Annotated in this window: 15 protein-coding genes; 8 read left to right on the forward strand and 7 right to left on the reverse strand. The window is 66.2% G+C overall.

Annotated features, from left to right (window positions below):
• Positions 1-2 precede the first annotated feature (2 nt).
• The 6 genes from ACFQE0_RS15285 to ACFQE0_RS15310 all read left to right on the forward strand — a co-directional run bounded on the left by ACFQE0_RS15285 (position 3) and on the right by ACFQE0_RS15310 (position 4916).
• Positions 3-1151 (forward strand): ABC transporter substrate-binding protein, encoded by a 1149-nt coding sequence (locus tag ACFQE0_RS15285; protein WP_378971088.1) that lies wholly within the window; start codon positions 3-5, stop codon positions 1149-1151.
• 84 nt (positions 1152-1235) lie between these two features.
• Positions 1236-2108, forward strand: a complete 873-nt coding sequence (locus tag ACFQE0_RS15290) for a branched-chain amino acid ABC transporter permease (RefSeq protein WP_378971090.1) — start codon at positions 1236-1238, stop codon at positions 2106-2108.
• Positions 2105-3139 (forward strand): branched-chain amino acid ABC transporter permease, encoded by a 1035-nt coding sequence (locus tag ACFQE0_RS15295; protein WP_378971092.1) that lies wholly within the window; start codon positions 2105-2107, stop codon positions 3137-3139. Before ACFQE0_RS15290 ends, ACFQE0_RS15295 begins: the two co-directional genes overlap by 4 nt.
• Complete coding sequence (locus tag ACFQE0_RS15300) at positions 3136-3900, forward strand: ABC transporter ATP-binding protein (protein WP_378971094.1); 765 nt, start codon at positions 3136-3138, stop codon at positions 3898-3900. The genes ACFQE0_RS15295 and ACFQE0_RS15300 overlap by 4 nt, the downstream gene beginning before the upstream one ends.
• Positions 3893-4597, forward strand: coding sequence for an ABC transporter ATP-binding protein (locus tag ACFQE0_RS15305; protein WP_378971096.1), 705 nt, complete (start codon positions 3893-3895; stop codon positions 4595-4597). Before ACFQE0_RS15300 ends, ACFQE0_RS15305 begins: the two co-directional genes overlap by 8 nt.
• Positions 4590-4916: a Rieske (2Fe-2S) protein gene (locus tag ACFQE0_RS15310; RefSeq protein WP_378971098.1), complete on the forward strand. Its 327-nt coding sequence runs from the start codon at positions 4590-4592 to the stop codon at positions 4914-4916. Before ACFQE0_RS15305 ends, ACFQE0_RS15310 begins: the two co-directional genes overlap by 8 nt.
• Before the next feature lie 5 nt (positions 4917-4921).
• Here the strand turns inward: ACFQE0_RS15310 and ACFQE0_RS15315 are convergent, their stop codons facing one another.
• The 5 genes from ACFQE0_RS15315 to ACFQE0_RS15335 all read right to left on the reverse strand — a co-directional run bounded on the left by ACFQE0_RS15315 (position 4922) and on the right by ACFQE0_RS15335 (position 9716).
• Positions 4922-6286 (reverse strand): LLM class flavin-dependent oxidoreductase, encoded by a 1365-nt coding sequence (locus ACFQE0_RS15315; protein WP_378971100.1) that lies wholly within the window; start codon positions 6284-6286, stop codon positions 4922-4924.
• Complete coding sequence (locus ACFQE0_RS15320) at positions 6283-6936, reverse strand: methionine ABC transporter permease (RefSeq protein WP_378971102.1); 654 nt, start codon at positions 6934-6936, stop codon at positions 6283-6285. The genes ACFQE0_RS15315 and ACFQE0_RS15320 overlap by 4 nt, the downstream gene beginning before the upstream one ends.
• On the reverse strand, positions 6917-7996 hold the full coding sequence (locus ACFQE0_RS15325) for a methionine ABC transporter ATP-binding protein (protein WP_378971104.1): 1080 nt from the start codon (positions 7994-7996) through the stop codon (positions 6917-6919). The genes ACFQE0_RS15320 and ACFQE0_RS15325 overlap by 20 nt, the downstream gene beginning before the upstream one ends.
• A gap of 56 nt (positions 7997-8052) precedes the next feature.
• Positions 8053-8853, reverse strand: coding sequence for a MetQ/NlpA family ABC transporter substrate-binding protein (locus tag ACFQE0_RS15330; protein WP_378971106.1), 801 nt, complete (start codon positions 8851-8853; stop codon positions 8053-8055).
• Between the two features lie 251 nt (positions 8854-9104).
• On the reverse strand, positions 9105-9716 hold the full coding sequence (locus ACFQE0_RS15335; protein ID WP_378971108.1) for a YceI family protein: 612 nt from the start codon (positions 9714-9716) through the stop codon (positions 9105-9107).
• Between the two features lie 123 nt (positions 9717-9839).
• Here ACFQE0_RS15335 and ACFQE0_RS15340 point away from each other — a divergent pair, with 123 nt between their 5' ends.
• Positions 9840-10778: a LysR family transcriptional regulator gene (locus tag ACFQE0_RS15340; RefSeq protein ID WP_378971110.1), complete on the forward strand. Its 939-nt coding sequence runs from the start codon at positions 9840-9842 to the stop codon at positions 10776-10778.
• Between the two features lie 66 nt (positions 10779-10844).
• On the opposite strand, the gene ACFQE0_RS15345 is transcribed toward ACFQE0_RS15340, so the two are convergent.
• Together ACFQE0_RS15345 and ACFQE0_RS15350 are read right to left on the reverse strand one after the other, a co-directional pair.
• Positions 10845-11756 carry a response regulator gene (locus ACFQE0_RS15345; RefSeq protein ID WP_378971112.1) on the reverse strand — a complete coding sequence of 304 codons (912 nt, stop codon included), beginning with the start codon at positions 11754-11756 and terminating at the stop codon, positions 10845-10847.
• Positions 11749-13599: an ATP-binding response regulator gene (locus ACFQE0_RS15350; protein ID WP_378971114.1), complete on the reverse strand. Its 1851-nt coding sequence runs from the start codon at positions 13597-13599 to the stop codon at positions 11749-11751. Before ACFQE0_RS15350 ends, ACFQE0_RS15345 begins: the two co-directional genes overlap by 8 nt.
• 1809 nt (positions 13600-15408) lie before the next feature.
• Between ACFQE0_RS15350 and urtA the strand changes: the two genes are divergently transcribed.
• Positions 15409-16677, forward strand: coding sequence for an urea ABC transporter substrate-binding protein (gene urtA / locus ACFQE0_RS15355; RefSeq protein ID WP_378971116.1), 1269 nt, complete (start codon positions 15409-15411; stop codon positions 16675-16677).
• The last annotated feature ends 24 nt before the right edge of the window (positions 16678-16701 follow it).

The raw sequence follows: 16701 nt of genomic DNA on the forward strand, positions 1-16701 counted from the left end.
GAATGCTTGGCAGGTTCACCCTTTCGAACGCGATCCTGTTGGCGTTGACCGCGACAGGCGCATGGGCGGACGCCATCCGCATCGGTGTCAACGAGCCGCTGACCGGGCCCTTCGCGGCCTCTGGCACCTACGTGGTCAATGGGGCCAAGATCGCCGCCGACGAGATCAACGCCAAGGGCGGTGTCCTCGGCAAGAAGATCGAACTCCTGATCGAGGACAACAAGAGCAATCCGACCGAGGCCGCCGCGGTCGCCGAGAAGCTGATCACCAGCGACAAGACCCCGGTGATGATGGGCGCCTGGGGCTCCAGCCTGACGCTCGCCGTCATGCCGAAGCTGATGGATTACGAGACGCCGATGCTGGTCGAGACCTCGTCGTCCGGCAAGATCACGACCTCGGGCAATCCTTACGTGTTCCGGATCTCGCCGCCCTCGTCGCTGGAGGCCGAGACTTTCGCGCCGATGGTCGCTCGCCTCGGATTGAAGAAGGTCGACTTTCTCGTCCTGAACAACGATTTCGGCCGCGGCGCGGCGACCGATTTCGGCAAGATGCTCAAGGACAAGGGCGTCACGGTCGGCCTCGTCGAGACCATGGACCAGGGCGCGCAGGATATGAGCGCCCAGCTCGCCAAGCTGAAGGCCTCGGATTCTGACACCATCATGATCACGAGCTCTGTCGATCGGCTCGTGCTCCTGTTCAAGCAGATGGCGGCTCTGGGCCTGAAGAAGCGGGTGATCACCACCGGCGGCTCCCAGAACCCGGACCAGATCATCGCCCAGGCCGGGGCGGCCGCCGATGGGACGATGCACCTGACGACCTTCCTGCCCTGGCTGCCCGGGAAGACGCCGGACCCGAAGGCCACTGAGGCCTTCATCGCCGCGTGGAAGCAGCGCGGCTTCGAATTCGCGGGCGTCACCGAAAGCTTCCGCGGCTACGACGGCATCCGTGCCATTGCCCACGCCATCGAGAAGGCGGGGTCCGCCGAGCCGGCTGCGATCGCCAAGGCCTTTTGGTCGGTCGATTTCGTCGGCCTGAACGGGCCGATCCGCTTCACCAAGGCGGGCCCGACCGGGAAGGAAAGCGGCCAGAGCAGGCCCGACGTCTACCTCATCGAGATCAAGGACGGGAAGGTGATCGTTCCGACGCTGTGAGCCCCATTGGGTCGGCGGCCTGACGCCGGCCTTCTTCGCTTGTCCGGCGGCCTCCGGGCCGGGACGCCCCCTCGGAGGCCGCCCATGAACGAACTGGTTCAGCACCTCGTCAACGCGCTCATCCTCGGCGGCACCTACGCGCTGCTGGGGATCGGGCTGACGCTGATCTTCGGGATCATGAACGTCGTGAACTTCACCCACGGCGCCCTCTACACGGTCGGCGCCTACGTCATGTATCTGGCCGTCACCGCGCTCGGGCTGAACTTCTTCCTGGCCCTCCCGGTGGCGATCCTCGGCGGGCTCCTGCTCGGGGCCGCGATCGAACTGCTGCTGTTGCGCCCGTTCCGTGGCTCGGACATCGACACCACCATGCTGGTGATGATCGGCGCGGGCATCGTCCTGCAATCGGGCACACTCTGGACCTTCGGCGGCGTCGCCAAGGCGATCCCGTCGCCCTTTCCCGAGGCGCCGCTCCAGTTCGGCCCGGTCTCGGTGTCGTGGCTGCGCCTGTTCGTGCTCGGCGCGGCGCTCGCCCTGATCGCGCTCACCTACGCGCTGATCAACCGGACCAAGCTCGGCCTCGCCATGCGCGCCGCGTTCCAGGATTCCGACACGGCCGCGCTGATGGGCGTCGACGTGCGTCGGATCTACACGGCCACCTTCGCGCTCGGCTCGTCGCTCGCCGCTGCCGCCGGGGCCCTGCTCGGGCCCGTTTATGTGGTTTTTCCGCAGATGGGCGGCCTCGCCGAGCTCAAGGCCTTCGCCATCGTCATCCTGGGCGGCCTCGGCAACGTCACCGGGGCGGCGATCGGCGGGTTCGTCCTGGCCCTCGCGGAGGAGTTCGGTGCGGGCTACGTCTCCTCCGGCTACCGGGACGCCATGGGCTTCCTGATCATCATCGCGGTCCTGCTCTACAAACCCACAGGGCTGTTCGCCAAGGCGGAGCGCATCGGATGACCCGGCTCCTTCCCGTCGCGCTGCTCGCGGGACTCATCGTCCTGCCCCATCTGCTCGGCGCCAATCCCTATCTCCTCAACGCCCTGATCGTGACGGGCATCCTGACGATCGGCGCCATGAGCCTGAACCTGCTTCTCGGGTTCACCGGGCAGCTCAGCCTCGGCCACATCGCGTTCTTCGGGATCGGGGCCTATGTCAGCGCGCTGACGAGCCTCGGCTTCGATGTGGATCTCGGCTTCGGCCTCCGCGCGGTCCACGAACCCTGGCCGGCTTTCATCGGCTTCCTGCTGGGGACGGTCGCGGCGGGTGGCTGCGGCTACCTGATCGGGCGGCTCTCCTTCCGGGTGCGCGGCGCCTATTTCGTGATCGTGACGATTTCCTTCGCCGAGGTGGTGCGGCTCGTGGCCCTCAACTGGGTCGAGCTGACCCAGGGGCCGCTCGCGCTCACCAACATCCCGGCCATCACCCTCGGCCTTCCGGGCCTCGGAATGTGGACCCTGAAGACCAAGCTCCAGAACTACTACCTCGTGCTCGGTGTCGGCACTCTCTGCTATCTCGTGATCGCCCGCCTCGTCGGGGGCCGCTTCGGCCGGGCGATGCGGGGCCTCAAGGAGAACGAGTCGCTGGCCTTATCGGTCGGCATCAATGCCACCCGCACGCTGACGGTCGCGGCCGTGATCTCGGCCGCAATGGCGGGCGCCGCCGGAAGCCTCTACGCCCATTACCTGCGCATCATCGACCCCGACGTGTTCCTGTTCGCTACCACGGTCACCATGGTCATCATGGTCGTGGCAGGCGGCAAGGGCACCCTGATGGGGCCGGTCGTCGGCGGCCTGATCTTCGGCCTGCTGCCCGTGGCGCTCCGCCCGGTCATGGCACCGGAAGCGCAATGGATCGTCTACGGCCTCGTGCTGATCGTGATCCTGTTCGTGATGCCGAAAGGCATCGTGCCGGGTCTCTCGGCTCTGGTCAGCCGCCGACAGGCCCGACCGGTTCCCGTCCTCGAAGCCAACGCGGCGGTGCAGCGATGAGCACGATCCTCTCGGTCGAGCATGTCGGCGTCCGCTTCGGCGGGCTGGTCGCCATTGCCGACCTGCATTTCGAAGTCCGCGAAGGCGAGATCGTCAGCCTGATCGGTCCGAACGGGGCAGGCAAGACCACCGCCTTCAACGTGATGACTGGCTTCCTGAAGCCCAGCCAGGGCGATGTCCGCTTCAAGGGCACCTCTCTGCGGAACCTGTCGCCCCACGCAATCACCCGGCTCGGCCTCGCCCGCACCTTCCAGCGCACCAGCGTCTTCCCGAACGACACGGTGTTCGACAACGTGATGATCGGCCTGCACCAGCAGAGCGCCGGAGAGACGCAGTTGCGGGACCGCACCGAGGCTTTGCTCGACTGGGTCGGGCTCGGCCACCGGGCGCAGGAGAAAGCGGGATCACTTGCCTATGGCGAGCAGCGCCTCGTCGGCGTGGCCCTGGCGCTCGCCACCGAACCCGCCATGCTCCTCCTCGACGAGCCGGTCTCGGGAATGAACGCCTCCGAGACGCGGATCTTCGTGCGGCTGATCCGGCAGATCCGCGAGCGCGGCATCACCATCCTCCTCGTCGAGCACGACATGCCGATGGTGATGGAGGTCTCCGACCGCATCGTCGTGCTCAATTACGGGCGCCTGATCGCCGAGGGGCCGCCGGACAGGATTCGCACCGACCCGGCGGTGATCGAAGCCTATCTCGGCCAGGGCAGCGCCGCCCGGCAGGCCGCCGCTTCGGTTCAGGAGGCGGCCCATGCTTGAGATCCGCGACCTCGTCTGTGGCTACGGCCAAGTCACCGCCCTGAAAGGGCTCACGATCGACGTGCGCGAGGGCCAGCTCGTGGCCCTCGTCGGCGCGAACGGGGCCGGCAAATCCACAACGCTGCGGGCGATCTCCGGCCTCGTGCCACCGCGCTCCGGCGCAATCCGCTTCGCCGGGCGCGACATCGCGGGCGCGGAGCCTCGCCGCATCCTGGCCGAGGGCATCGCCCATTGCCCGGAGGGCCGACGGGTCTTTCCGCAGATGAGCGTGTCCGAAAACCTCGCCATGGGCGCATACCTGCGCCGCGACCGGGCAGGGGTCGCGGCGGATCTGGACCGCATTTACGGCGAGTTCCCGCGCCTCGCGGAACGCCGCGACCAGACGGCGGGTACGCTCTCGGGCGGCGAGCAGCAGATGCTGGCGATCGGCCGCGCGCTGATGGGGCGCCCGAAGCTCGTGCTGTTCGATGAGCCGTCGCTCGGCCTCGCGCCCAACATCGTCGAGCGGATGTTCGCGGTGATCCGATCGGTCCGTGACGCCGGCACAACGGTCCTGCTCGTGGAGCAGAACGCGTTCGCGGCTCTCGAACTCTGCGACTACGCCTACCTCCTCGAAGCCGGTCGCACCGTGCGCGAGGGGACGGGAGACGCCCTTATCGCGGACCCGCATGTGCGGGAAGCTTATCTCGGTGGCTGAGACGGAACGGCCGGAGCGAATTCGCCTCGGCCCGCCCGACATGCTCGACGGCCGGACCCTGGTGCCGGTCACCGTCGGCGGACACCACCTCCTTCTCGTGCGAGACGGTGAGCGGATCGTCGCCGCCGAACGAGCGTGCCCGCACGAGGGGGCGGATCTGCTTCTCGGCCGCTGCGTCGGCGGAAGGCTGCATTGCCCCAGGCACCTCGCCTCCTTCGACCTTCAGGACGGCTCCGTCTCGCCGGGCTGGTCGTTCCGGGCCCTTCGCCTGTTCGACATCGAGTCGGCCTCGGACGGGCTATGGCTCAGGATGACCTAAGGCCTCTAGAGGGGAGCCGCGTGGCGGAACGCATGCGCCGCATGGCGAGCGGGGAGGCGGTCGCCCTCGCCGAACAGCTTCCGGCGGAGCGATCCAGGCGCGTATTCGGTCTTGTACAGGCCCCGGTCTTGTAGCTCCGGGATGACGAGGTCGATAAAGTCCGAAAAGCTCTCAGGCACGACGATGCGGCTCAGGTTGAACCCGTCTACCTCACCTTCCTCGACCCAGGATTGCAGTTCGTCTGCGATCGATGAGGCATCGCCGGTGAGCACGGCGTAGCGCCCACCAAGGCCCATTTCCGACAGCAGGTCGCGCTTGGTCAGCCCCCGCTTGGCGGCTGCGGCGGTGGCCGATTGGATCGCATTCCCCGGAGCATAGGGGATTGGCTCATCCAGCCCATAGCGGGCGAAATCGATGCCCGTTGAGGCGGAGAAATGCGCGAGCCCCGCCTCCGCGCTGGCGTAGCGCATGTATTCGTCACGCTTGTCCTCGGCCTCGGCGTGGGTGCGGCCGGGAATGGCGGCGATGCCGATGAACACCTTCACGTCCTGCGGGTCGCGGCCAGCGGCGGCGGCCTCGGCGCGGATCGCGCGCACGGAATCGCGCGCCGTGGCCTTGTCCCGGGCTGAAATGAAAACGCATTCGGCATGGCGCCCGGCGAAGGCCCGGCCACGGCCGGAGGCGCCAGCCTGATAGAGCACCGGCGTGCGCTGGGGCGACGGCTCGCAGAGGTGGTAGCCGTCCACGGCCAGGAACTCACCGCGGTGCGAAACTGGCCTCATCTTGCCCGGATCGCTGAACACGCGCGCCTCGCGGTCTCGCCGCGCGGCATCGTCGTCCCAGCTACCTTCCCAGAGCTTGTAGAGCACCTCCAGATACTCGTCGGCATAGTCGTAGCGGCGGTCATGGGCCGGCAAGACCTCGCCCCGGCCGCGATGCGCACTCTCAAGATAGCCGGTGACGATGTTCCACCCGACCCGGCCTCCCGTGAGATGGTCCAGGGTCGAGATCCGCCGGGCGAAGGTGTAGGGCGCCTCCGCAAAGACGTTGACTGTAATGCCGAAACCGAGATGCTCCGTCACGGCCGCCATGGCCGGGACGATGAGCGTCGGATCGTTCACCGGCAGCTGCACGGCTTCCCGTGCGGTTACGTCGATACCCCCGCCGTAGATGTCGTAGACGCCGAGAATGTCGGCAATGAACATCCCGTCGAACAGTCCCCGCTCCAAAAGCTTCGCCTGATCGGTCCAGTAGCGCAGCGTGTTGTACTCGCTGGATCGGTCGCGCGGGTGAGTCCACAAACCGTGGTTGATGTGGCCGACGCAGTTCATGTTGAACGCGTTGAGGCGGATCTGCTTTCGGGGGGTCATCGTGCGCGCAGCCTCCGCACCACGGTGTCGCCCGTGAACTGCACGAGGCACACGAGGACGATCAGAATCGCGATGACCACCGACATCACAGTGGTGTCGAAGCGCTGGTAGCCATAGCGGATCGCCACATCGCCGAGCCCGCCCGCACCAACGGCGCCCGCCACGGCCGAGGCGCCGATCATCGAGACAACGGTGATGGTGAAGCCGCCCACGATGCCCGGCAGGGCTTCCGGCAGCAGCACGTGGAGCAGGATATGACGGCGGCGGCAGCCAATGGATTGTGCCGCCTCGATCAGGCCGGGATCGACCTCCCTGAGGGACACCTCCGCGATCCGCGCGAAGAAGGGCGTAGCGCTTACTGCCAGCGGGACGATGGCCGCCCAGACGCCGATCGTGGTTCCGACCACGAGCCGGGTGAAGGGGATCAGCGCCACGAGCAGCACGATGAAGGGGACGGCCCGGAAGCCGTTCACGATGAGGCCGACGACACGGTTCGCCCGCGGCGCCGGAAAGACCCCGCCCGGCCCGGATGTGACAAGGAACAGGGCCAGCGGGATACCCACCAAGACCGCGATTCCCGCCGAAATGCCGACCATGAACAGCGTGTCGAAGGCCGCTTGCCAGAGGCGGTCAATCATCTGCGGCGACATAGCCAATCCCCTCGACGTCCTGCCCGATAGCCCTCAGACGGGCCTCGGCCTCCGTGCCCTCGGCGGCAATGAGCACGCGGCCGACCGCATGCCCCTGTATACGCTCGACACCCGCCTGAAGGAGGTGCACCGGCCCGCCCGTTGCCGCGACCAGGGCCGCCAGGTCGGGTGGCGTCCGCCCGGAATAGCTGACCCGCAGGATGGCCTTTCCGCCCGGCGCTGGGTGCGGCCTCAGCCGCGCGGCCAGTTCATCCGGCACGTCGCGGGTGAGGGGAGCGAGCAACGCCCGCGTGGCTGGGTGCTCGGGCGCGCCGAAGACTTGCCAGACCGGCCCGGCCTCCGCGACCTTGCCAGCCTCCAGCACCACGACATCGCTACAGATCTCGCGGATCACGCTCATCTCGTGCGTGATGAGGATGATGGTGAGACCGAGCCGCCGGTTGATGTCCCGCAGCAGGCCGAGAATCGAGAGCGTGGTTTCCGGGTCCAGCGCCGAAGTCGCCTCGTCGCAGAGCAGGATCTCGGGATCGCTCACCAGGGCGCGGGCGATGCCGACGCGCTGCTTCTGCCCGCCCGACAGGCGGGACGGATAGGTCTCGGCCTTGCTCTCCAGCCCGACGAGGCGCATCGCCTCGTCCACCCGCCGGGCGATCTCGCGCTTCTCCACGCCCGCCACCGTAAGCGGCAGCGCCACGTTCTGCCGCACGGTCTTGGCCGAGAGCAGATTGAAGTGCTGGAAGATCATCCCGATGCGGCGACGCAGCGCCACGAGCCCGTCCGTACCCAACGCAGCGATGGGTTCGCCATCGACTAGTACCCGGCCGGCGCTCGGCTCCTCCAGGCGGTTGACGGTGCGCAGCAGGGTCGACTTGCCCGCTCCCGATCGGCCGATGATGCCGAAGATCGCCCCTGCGGGAATGTCGAGGCTGACCTCGTCAAGCGCCCGGACCTCGCCGCCCGCCGAGCGATAGCTCTTCGAGACGCGCTCGAACTGCACGGTCCCCGCGCGGCGCGGCCCGGCGACCGCCTGCGAGGCCGGGACGGCGGCCGATCTCGCCATTCCGGTCTCGGCCGGGCTTGATCCGCTGAGACTGTCCAAAGCCAACCCGACCATCGTCATTTCTGCCATGCGAGCAGGTACAGCTTGTCGCTCCCGGCGAAGGATTTGTGAATCTGCTGTTTTACCGCATCCGAGTTCTGAAAGATCTGGACGAACTTTTTGATAGCGGGATCGTCCTTGCGGGCGGCCTTGCTGACGAAGCTCACGGTGAACAGCTTGTCCTCGATGCCGGAGTAGATCAGCCCGCTCGTGGGATCGAAGGTCTTGGCCGCGACGATGAAGTGCGGGTAGCCCTGTGCGAGATCGACGTCGCCGGTGATGCGCGCGAGCTGCGGTCCCTCGACTTCGATGAATTTCAGCTTCTTCGGATTCTCGGTGATGTCATCGACCGTGCCGAGGAAGCCGACATTGTCCTTGAGCTTGATGAGGCCGGCCTTCTGCAAGAGGAGCAGACCGCGCCCCTGATTCACCGGATCGTTGGCGATAGCGACCTTCCCGCCCGCGGGAATCTGATCGAAGCTTTTATGCTTCAGAGAGAACAGCCCGATATTTTGTAAGATACCGAGCCCGACGATGTCGAACTGGTAGCCCTTCTGCTTGGAGGCGTTCTCCATGAAGGGCCGGTGCTGGTAGAAGTTCAGGTCGATATCGCCCGCATCGAGGGCGACATTGGGCGTCGTCCAGTCGCTGAATTCCACGACCTTCACATCGATGCCCTGATCCTTCGCCTCCTTGACCGCAGCGGCGACGGAATCGCTATAGGCGCCCGGCACGGTCCCGATCTTCAGTGTCTCGGCCTCGGCCGCCATCGTGCCCGCCCAGAGAGCAGCGATGACGAGGGACTTCAGGAAACGCATCTCGGGGAAGCTCCGATATCCGGCCGCGGCAGGGGGCGCTGCGTCTAGGGGGCGTAAAGCCAAGCCGTTGTATCGAAAAAGAAGATGCGGCAGCAAGAGTATCGTTTGCCGAACTTTTGCCGGCAGAGAGAGAATCATCTTCGCGTTAAGCCACGAAAGGCAGCGCTATCTTCTCATTGCAGGAGGGTCGCCACCACCGTGTAACGCCGCATGGATCTGTCCATGGTGGCGGCCCTCCCTCCGGCTTCGTCTTAGTCCTGGCGCTCGAAGGCTCCCTCGATGGCGAGGTGCAGGTCGTCGCCGATCAGCGGCAGGTAGGTCTTCACGCCGTAATCCGAGCGCTTGAGCGTCCCGGTGGCTGCGAAGCCGATTGTGTACTTCTTGTTCAGCGGGTTCGTACCAGCGCCGATGAAGGTGACGTCGAGCGTCACGGGCTTGGTCACGCCGTGGAGCGTCAGGTCGCCCGTCACTTTCGCCTTGTCCTTGCCAGCCGATGCGACCTTGGTCGAAACGAAGGTCATGTCCGGGAACTTGCCGGCGTCGAGCCACTGGTCGCCCTTCAGCTCACCCGTGAGCTTGGCGCTGGTCGTCGTGACCGAGGCGACGGGAATCTTCACCGACAGTTTCGCGGCGGCCGGATTCTTCGGGTCGAGGACGAGGTTGCCGCTCACGTCGGAAAATCCGCCGACGTAATTCGAGAAGCCCATGTGGGAGACGCGCCAACCGACCTGGGTGTGGCCGGGATCGACCGCGTAGGTGCCGGCCTGAACCGACGCCGGATCATGGCTTGCCGGGGTTTGGGCTTGGGCGGCGCCGCCCAGGGCGAGCGTGAGGGCAAGGCCGGGGATGAGAAGCGACTTCACGAATGTCTCCGTCAACGAAACCAAAGGCCCCCTCATCGCGACGAGCGCGTAAGGGCGGTGCACTCCGATGCCGACGGGATATCGCCTTTGGCGGTCCAGGTTGAGCCTGCTATTCGGAACTTCATGGTTGCGAAATCGGAAACCTTCCTGGGCAATCTGGACGATCTGCGCGCGTTTTGCGCGGTGGTCGATCTCGGCACGATCACGGCGGCCGCAGCGAGCCGGGGCGAGACCAAGGGCAGCGTCAGCCGCCGGATCTCGCGGCTGGAAGAGGGGCTTGGTGCCACTCTCCTGGCGCGACATCCTCGCGCGGTCACGCCGACGGAAGAGGGCATGACCTTCTACGCCAAGGCCCAGGAAAGCCTGACCCTGCTGGACGAGGCGGCCGAGGCGGTGCGCGATGCCCGCACCGTGCCGACAGGTCATCTTCGGGTGACCACCTCGATCGACTTCGGCATCGAGGTCATGCCGGAAATCGTCGCTAGCTTCCGGACAGCCTATCCTCAGATCACGGTCGACCTTCTCAACACGGATTCTCGGCTCGACCTCGCGGCCAACCGGATCGACCTTGCCCTGCGGCTGGGCGATGCGGAGGAGACGGGATATCGGGCGGCCCTGATCCTGAACCTCTGGATCGGACTTTATGCAGCGCCGGGCTATCTCGCTCGACATCAGTCTCCGGCGAGCATCGCATCGCTCGCGGACCTCGACTTGATCTTCTCGCGCGAACGCCCCGGCGCGGCGGGAATCCTCCTCAGCGATGGACGAGGCCGCACCGAGCAGATCGCCCTTCGCCCGGCCGTGCGCGCCACCGACTTTGCGACGGTTCTTCGGTTGTCGCTCGCGGGTGCGGGTATCGGCTACCTGCCCAACGTCGTCGCGGCCCGCGCGGTCGAGGCTGGAACTCTCGTCCGGGTGCTCGCACCGTGGGCGACCGCGGGCGGAGCGCTCCGTGCCGTCAGCCTTGCCGGGCGGGAATTACCGGCGCGCGTCCGCGTGTTCCACGACCACGTCCGTGCCGAGATGATGAAGCGTTTCGCAGTCGAGCCAGTCCAGGGCTGACGCTGAATTCGTCCATCGGCAGCACGCGAGCGGTTCCCTTCTCTTGGGTCGTCGAGACGCTTTCCGTCAGGTGCTCCCTTGGAGGTAGCGGTTTGCGATCATCGACGCCGCGGTGCGGTTCTCGACGCCGAGCTTGGCGTAGATCGCCTCCAGATGCTTTGTAACGGTGCGATGGCTAAGACCCAGGATGTCGCCGATATCCCGGCTCGACTTCCCCTGGGCGAGCCACAGCAGAACTTCCGCCTCGCGCGCGGTGAGAGAGAGGTTCGCGCGCAGCCGGACCAGACCCTGGGTGGGGTCATCGCGGGAAAGACGCAACAGGATTTCGTCCGCAGTGCCCCCCACGAAGCCGAGGGTGCAGGGCGGCCCGCTCCATCCCTTCACGGTCAGGGAAGGGGGCGCGCTGCCAGCGAGGCAGGCCCTCAGCCAGTCGACGACCTCGGACGGGAGCGCTTGCGGGCCGCCGGGCACCGGGGACACGGCTGCGAGCAATTGCCCAGCCTGGGGCGTACACCAAAGGACCGAGCCGTCGGCGGACACCGCCAGGAGTGTTCGACCCGTCGTATCGAGGGCAGCGCGGGCACTGCGGGCCGCCCGGGCGATGGCGAGATGCGTGCGGATGCGCGCCAGGATTTCATCCGGGGCGATGGGTTTGGTGACGTAATCGACGCCGCCCGCATCGAAGCCTTTGACGATATGCTCGGTCTCGCTGAGCCCCGTCATGAAGATCACCGGTACGGCGGCGAGATGCGGCTTCGCCTTCAGGCGGCGGCAGGTCTCGAACCCGTCGAGGCCGGGCATCACGGCATCGAGGAGAATCACGTCGGGCGTCACCTCGTCGACCAAGGCGAGGGCGAGATCGCCAGCGACGGCGATCAGCACCGTGGCGCCGGATCGCTCGATGGCCTCGGTGAGGAAGCTCAGCGTGTCTGGAGAATCGTCGACGACAAGGACCACATCGCGGTCGGGCTCACTCATCGCCAGCAAGCTCCTTGAGCACCGTGAGGTAGCGGCGCAGGTCGTAGCTGGCGATCAACCCGCGCATGTGCGTGACGAAGGCCCGCGGCACGGCTTCGTCCCGCTCCATCATCGACAGCTTCGCTTCGATGCCCCGGATATGCCCGATCCGCCCAAGGCGCAGCAGCTCGCCCAGATGTTCGGCGCCCGGATGGACGATCGCGCCGGGCTCTTCGGCCGGTTTGATCGTCGGCACTTCCGCCCGGTCCAGACGCAAGAGTGCCCCGGTCCGGTCGAGCACGTCTCGCAGGTCGAAGGGCTTGGCCAGGATCGCGTCGTGGGGCGGGCTATCGCCGCGCAAGGGGCTGATCTCGTGGACGTTGGCCGACATCATCACGATCGGCCCGCCATAGCCCCCAGACCGTAGCGACGCCGCCACATCCCATCCGCTGAGGCCCGGCATCGCGATATCAAGGAAGATCAGATCGACGCTCTGCGCCACGGCCTCGTCCTGCATGAGAGTAAGGCAGGCGGCCCCGGCCTCGGCCTCACGCACGGTGAGGCCGAGCGGTTCGAGAATCGCCCGCATCAGCGTGCGGTGGGCGGAATCATCGTCCACGACGAGGATGGTGCGGCTCGGCCTCGCGACACCTCGCGGCGCCCCCGTGACCGGCGCGGGGGAGGGAACGAGCGAGGGATGCGCGACAGCCGCGAGCATCAGACGAAGCCGCGCCTGCGTGCCCCCGCCGGGCGCAGCGGCGAGGGTGATCTCGCCCCCGAGGAGTTGCGCCAGCAGGTTGGCGATGGTCAGCCCCAGCCCGGTTCCCGGCGTATTTCGTGCGGCCGTTGTCGAGCCGCGCTCGAACGGCTCGAAGATGCGGGCGAGGTCGGCCTCGGGGATGCCCGGCCCGGTATCGCGAATCGTGAAGACGGCGACCTGATTGCGGTAGCTGAGATCCAGGGAGACGACGCCGCTCGGGGTGAATTTGATGGCGTTCGACAGCAGGTTCAGCAGCACCTGCCTCAGACGCTTCTCATCGGTAGCGACGACCTGCGGTAGGATCTCCGGACGGCTGAAGCGGAATTCCAACCCGGCCTCGCGAGCCTGGAGCCGCACCATGTCGGCGAGCTGTTCGAGAAAATCCGAGAGCCGTACCTCGTCTCGGTGAATCTGAAGCCGTCCGGCCTCCATCCGCGAGATGTCGAGCAGTCCGTCGATCAAGCCCGAGAGATGCTGCGCGCTGCGCCGGATCACCCGTATGCCGTTGAGCCGGGCCTCCGGGATCGCCGGGTCTGTTTCGAGGAGTTGCGCATAGCCGAGTACGGTGGAGAGCGGTGTTCGCAATTCGTGGCTGAGCCCGACCACGTAGCGACTCTTGGCCTGGTTTGCGGCCTCGGCGCGCTCCTTGGCCTCCTGCAGCTTCGCATCGGTGATCTTGTGAGCCGCGATCTCGGCCTCGTAGAGCGCGGTCTGGCGGCGGGTCTCGGCCTGGGCGACTCGGCGGCTTTCCTGCGCCAGCACGAACAGCCACGCGACGACGCCGAAGATGACGACGAGGATCAGAAACACGCTGGTCAGCGCCGCGCGCAGCACCTCACGATGGTCGGGATGGACGCTGCTCGCGCCCGCATGGACGATCCCGAGGATCAGGCCGATCACCGCGCAGAGCGTCAGCATCACCGCAAGATAGCGCCCGAGGGGAGCGCCGATCCATACGGCGACGGGGCTCGGAAGGATGCGCCCCAGAACCTGCTGCGCCTGCACTTCCAGGCGCCCGTGCGGCTTGCACAGGTCGCCACAGCGTGCGTCCAGCGAGCAGCATAGCGAGCAGATCGGCCCATTATAGGCCGGGCAATGGGCCATATCCTCGCCTTCGAAGGGCAATTCACAGACTCGGCAGGTGACTTCGGCCGCCCCCCAATCCCGCCGGGGCTTACGCGCGAGATACCATCGCCCCCCGTCGCCCAGGCGATGACGGGCGCGGAGCAGAAGGCGACGGCGAGCGTCACCATCGGTGCGAAGGCCTGCATCATCGGCCCGAGCAACCCGAGATGGAGAAGGCAACCCGAAAACAAGGCGAGCAGCATCGCCCCGGTCCCGACCGGGTTCACCGCATAGAGATGGGCCCGCTTGAACTCGATGCCGCGCGGCGAAAGGCCGAGCGGCTTGTTGACGGCGAGGTCGGCGGCAAGCGCCCCGACCCAGGCGGAGACGACGCAGGCATAGAGCGGCAGGGTACTGTCGATGGTCTTATCGATGCCGAGCATCATCAAGAGCACGGCGATCGCGACGTTGAACACGAGCCAGATCACCCGGCCGGGATGGCTATGGGTGAGCCGCGAGAAGAAGTTCGACCACGCAATCGAGCCCGCATAGGCGTTGGTGAGGTTGATCTTCATCTGCGAGACGAGGACGAAGGCCCCCATCAGCAAGAGCGCCGCGCGACTGTCCTCCCCCGCCACGTAGCCGAAGGCGATCCGGTACATCTGCGTCGGCTCGGCCGCCTCGCTCGCCGGAACCCCATGCGAGAGAGCGAGCACGGCGAGGGCGGCACCAAGCAGGATCTTGGCCATACCGGGTACGATCCAGCCCGCGCCCCCCGCCAGCACGGCAAACCACCAGCGCCGGTCACGGGGACCTGCGGGTTCGGGCACGAAGCGCAGGAAATCCACCTGCTCCCCCACCTGCGCGAGCAGTGCCAGCAGCACGCCGGTCGCCGCACCGAAGCGCGCGAGATCGAAGCCGCTTCCGCCGCCGTCGAGGCCGGGAAAGTCCGCCACGGAGCGAAGCGCGCCCGGATCCTTCGCGGCGATGAAGGCGATCGGCAGGAGGCTCAAGGCGAGCCAGAGCGGCTGGGTCCAGATCTGGAAGCGGCTGATCAACCGGATTCCGTAGACTACCAGGGGAATCACGGCGCCCGCGCAGACCAGATAGCCGAGCCAAAGGGGCAGCCCGAAGCAGAGCTGCAGGGCGAGCGCCATGATCGCCGCTTCGATCGCGAAGAACAGGAAGGTGAAGCTCGCGTAGATCAGCGATGTGACGGTCGAACCGAGATAGCCGAAACCCGCGCCTCGGGTCAGCAAGTCCATGTCGACGCCGTAGCGCGCGGCATAGACCGTGATCGGCATGGCCGTGATGAAGATGATCAACCCTACGACGAGCACCGCCGCCACGGTGTTGGGCAACCCCGCCGTCAGCGCCAGGGTACCCCCGATCGCCTCCAAGGCCAGAAAAGCGATCGACCCCAGAGCGGTTTGCGCCACCTGGGCGCCCGACCATCGCCGGGCTTTCTTGGCGGTGAAACGAAGGGCGTAATCTTCCAGCGTCTCGTCCGCGACGAAGCGGTTATAGTCCCGGCGAATGGGGATGATGCGCTGCGGGCCGCTCATCATGCTCCGGCCCGGCGGTCGATATGGCAGCGCAAAAAACCACGCATCGACGGACACAATCCGCCCATGCGCGCGAACAAAATTATACGCATGCGTGCATCGCCCACGCTATTGCGACTCACAATGCACGCCCCCGAGCAGTATTGCGCGTTCATGGTGCACCGCATGCAAGTCCATGGCCATACGCAAAATCGCGTATAGGCCGCCGCACGACGCCGGATCTAGCCTGACGCAGTCGATCCGGGCCGGACCAAAAGGCCCCGGACGCTCTCAGGGGCAGCAGATGGCAGACAAGACCGACAATGGTGCGGATCACGGCTTGCGTTCGCCCTTGCGGCGCAGGCTCCTCATGGGGATGGCGGGCGTTCCGGCGCTGGCGTTGATGCCGAGGACCTCCTGGGCCGCTCCGGCGACGACGGCCGTGAACACCACCGGCCTCGCGGTGACGGACAGCGAGGTGACGGTCGGCATCCTGCACTCGGTCACCGGCACAATGGCCATCTCGGAAACGGGCGCTCAGCAGGCCGAGAAGCTCGCGATCCAGCAGATCAACGACGCAGGCGGCGTGCTCGGCCGCAAGATCAAGATCATCCAGGAAGACGGCGCCTCCGACTGGCCGACCTTTGCGGAGAAGGCGAAGAAGCTTCTCGTCAACGACAAATGCGCGGCCGTGATGGGCTGCTGGACCTCGGCCTCGCGCAAGGCCGTCCTGCCGGTCTTCGAACAGTACAATGGTCTGCTGTATTACCCGACCTTCTACGAAGGCCTCGAGCAATCTAAGAATGTCTTCTACACCGGGCAGGAGGCGACGCAGCAAATTCTCGCCGGGCTCGACTGGGTGCACAAGGAGAAGGGCGGCGACACCTTCTATTTCATCGGCTCGGACTACATCTGGCCGCGCACCTCGAACAAGATCGCCCGCAAGCATGTCGAGAACGTGCTGAAGGGCAAGGTGGTGGGCGAGGAATACTTCCCGCTGGGTCACACGCAGTTCAACTCGGTCATCAACAAAATCAAGCTGACGAAGCCGAAGGTGATCTTCGCCGACGTGGTCGGTGGCTCGAACGTGGCATTCTACAAGCAGCTCAAGGCGGCGGGCATCGACCTGTCGAAGCAGGTGCTGATGACGATCTCGGTCACCGAGGACGAGATCGACGGCATCGGCGGCGAGAATATCGCCGGGGCCTATGCCTGCATGAAGTACTTCCAGTCGATCGAGAACGAGAACAATAAGGCCTTCGTCGCCGCCTTCAAGAAGATGTGGGGTGAGAAGACCGTCATCGGCGACGTAACCCAGGCCGCTTATCTCGGGCCGTTCCTGTGGAAGATGGCCTGCGAGAAGGCCGGCTCCTTCGACGTCGACAAGGTCGTCGCGGCCTCGCCCGGCATCGAGTTCAAGGCCGCGCCGGAAGGTTACGTCAAGATCGACGAGAACCATCACCTCTGGTCGAAGACCCGCGTCGGCCGCGCCAAGAACGATGGCCAGTTCGAGATCGTCTATACCAGTCCTGAGCTGATCAAGCCCGACCCCTTTCCGAAGGGTTACCAGTAATCGCTGCCGGAGGGGTGTTTCTCA

The organism is Methylobacterium komagatae, assembly GCF_042661665.1.
GTDB classification, from domain to species: domain Bacteria; phylum Pseudomonadota; class Alphaproteobacteria; order Rhizobiales; family Beijerinckiaceae; genus Methylobacterium; species Methylobacterium komagatae.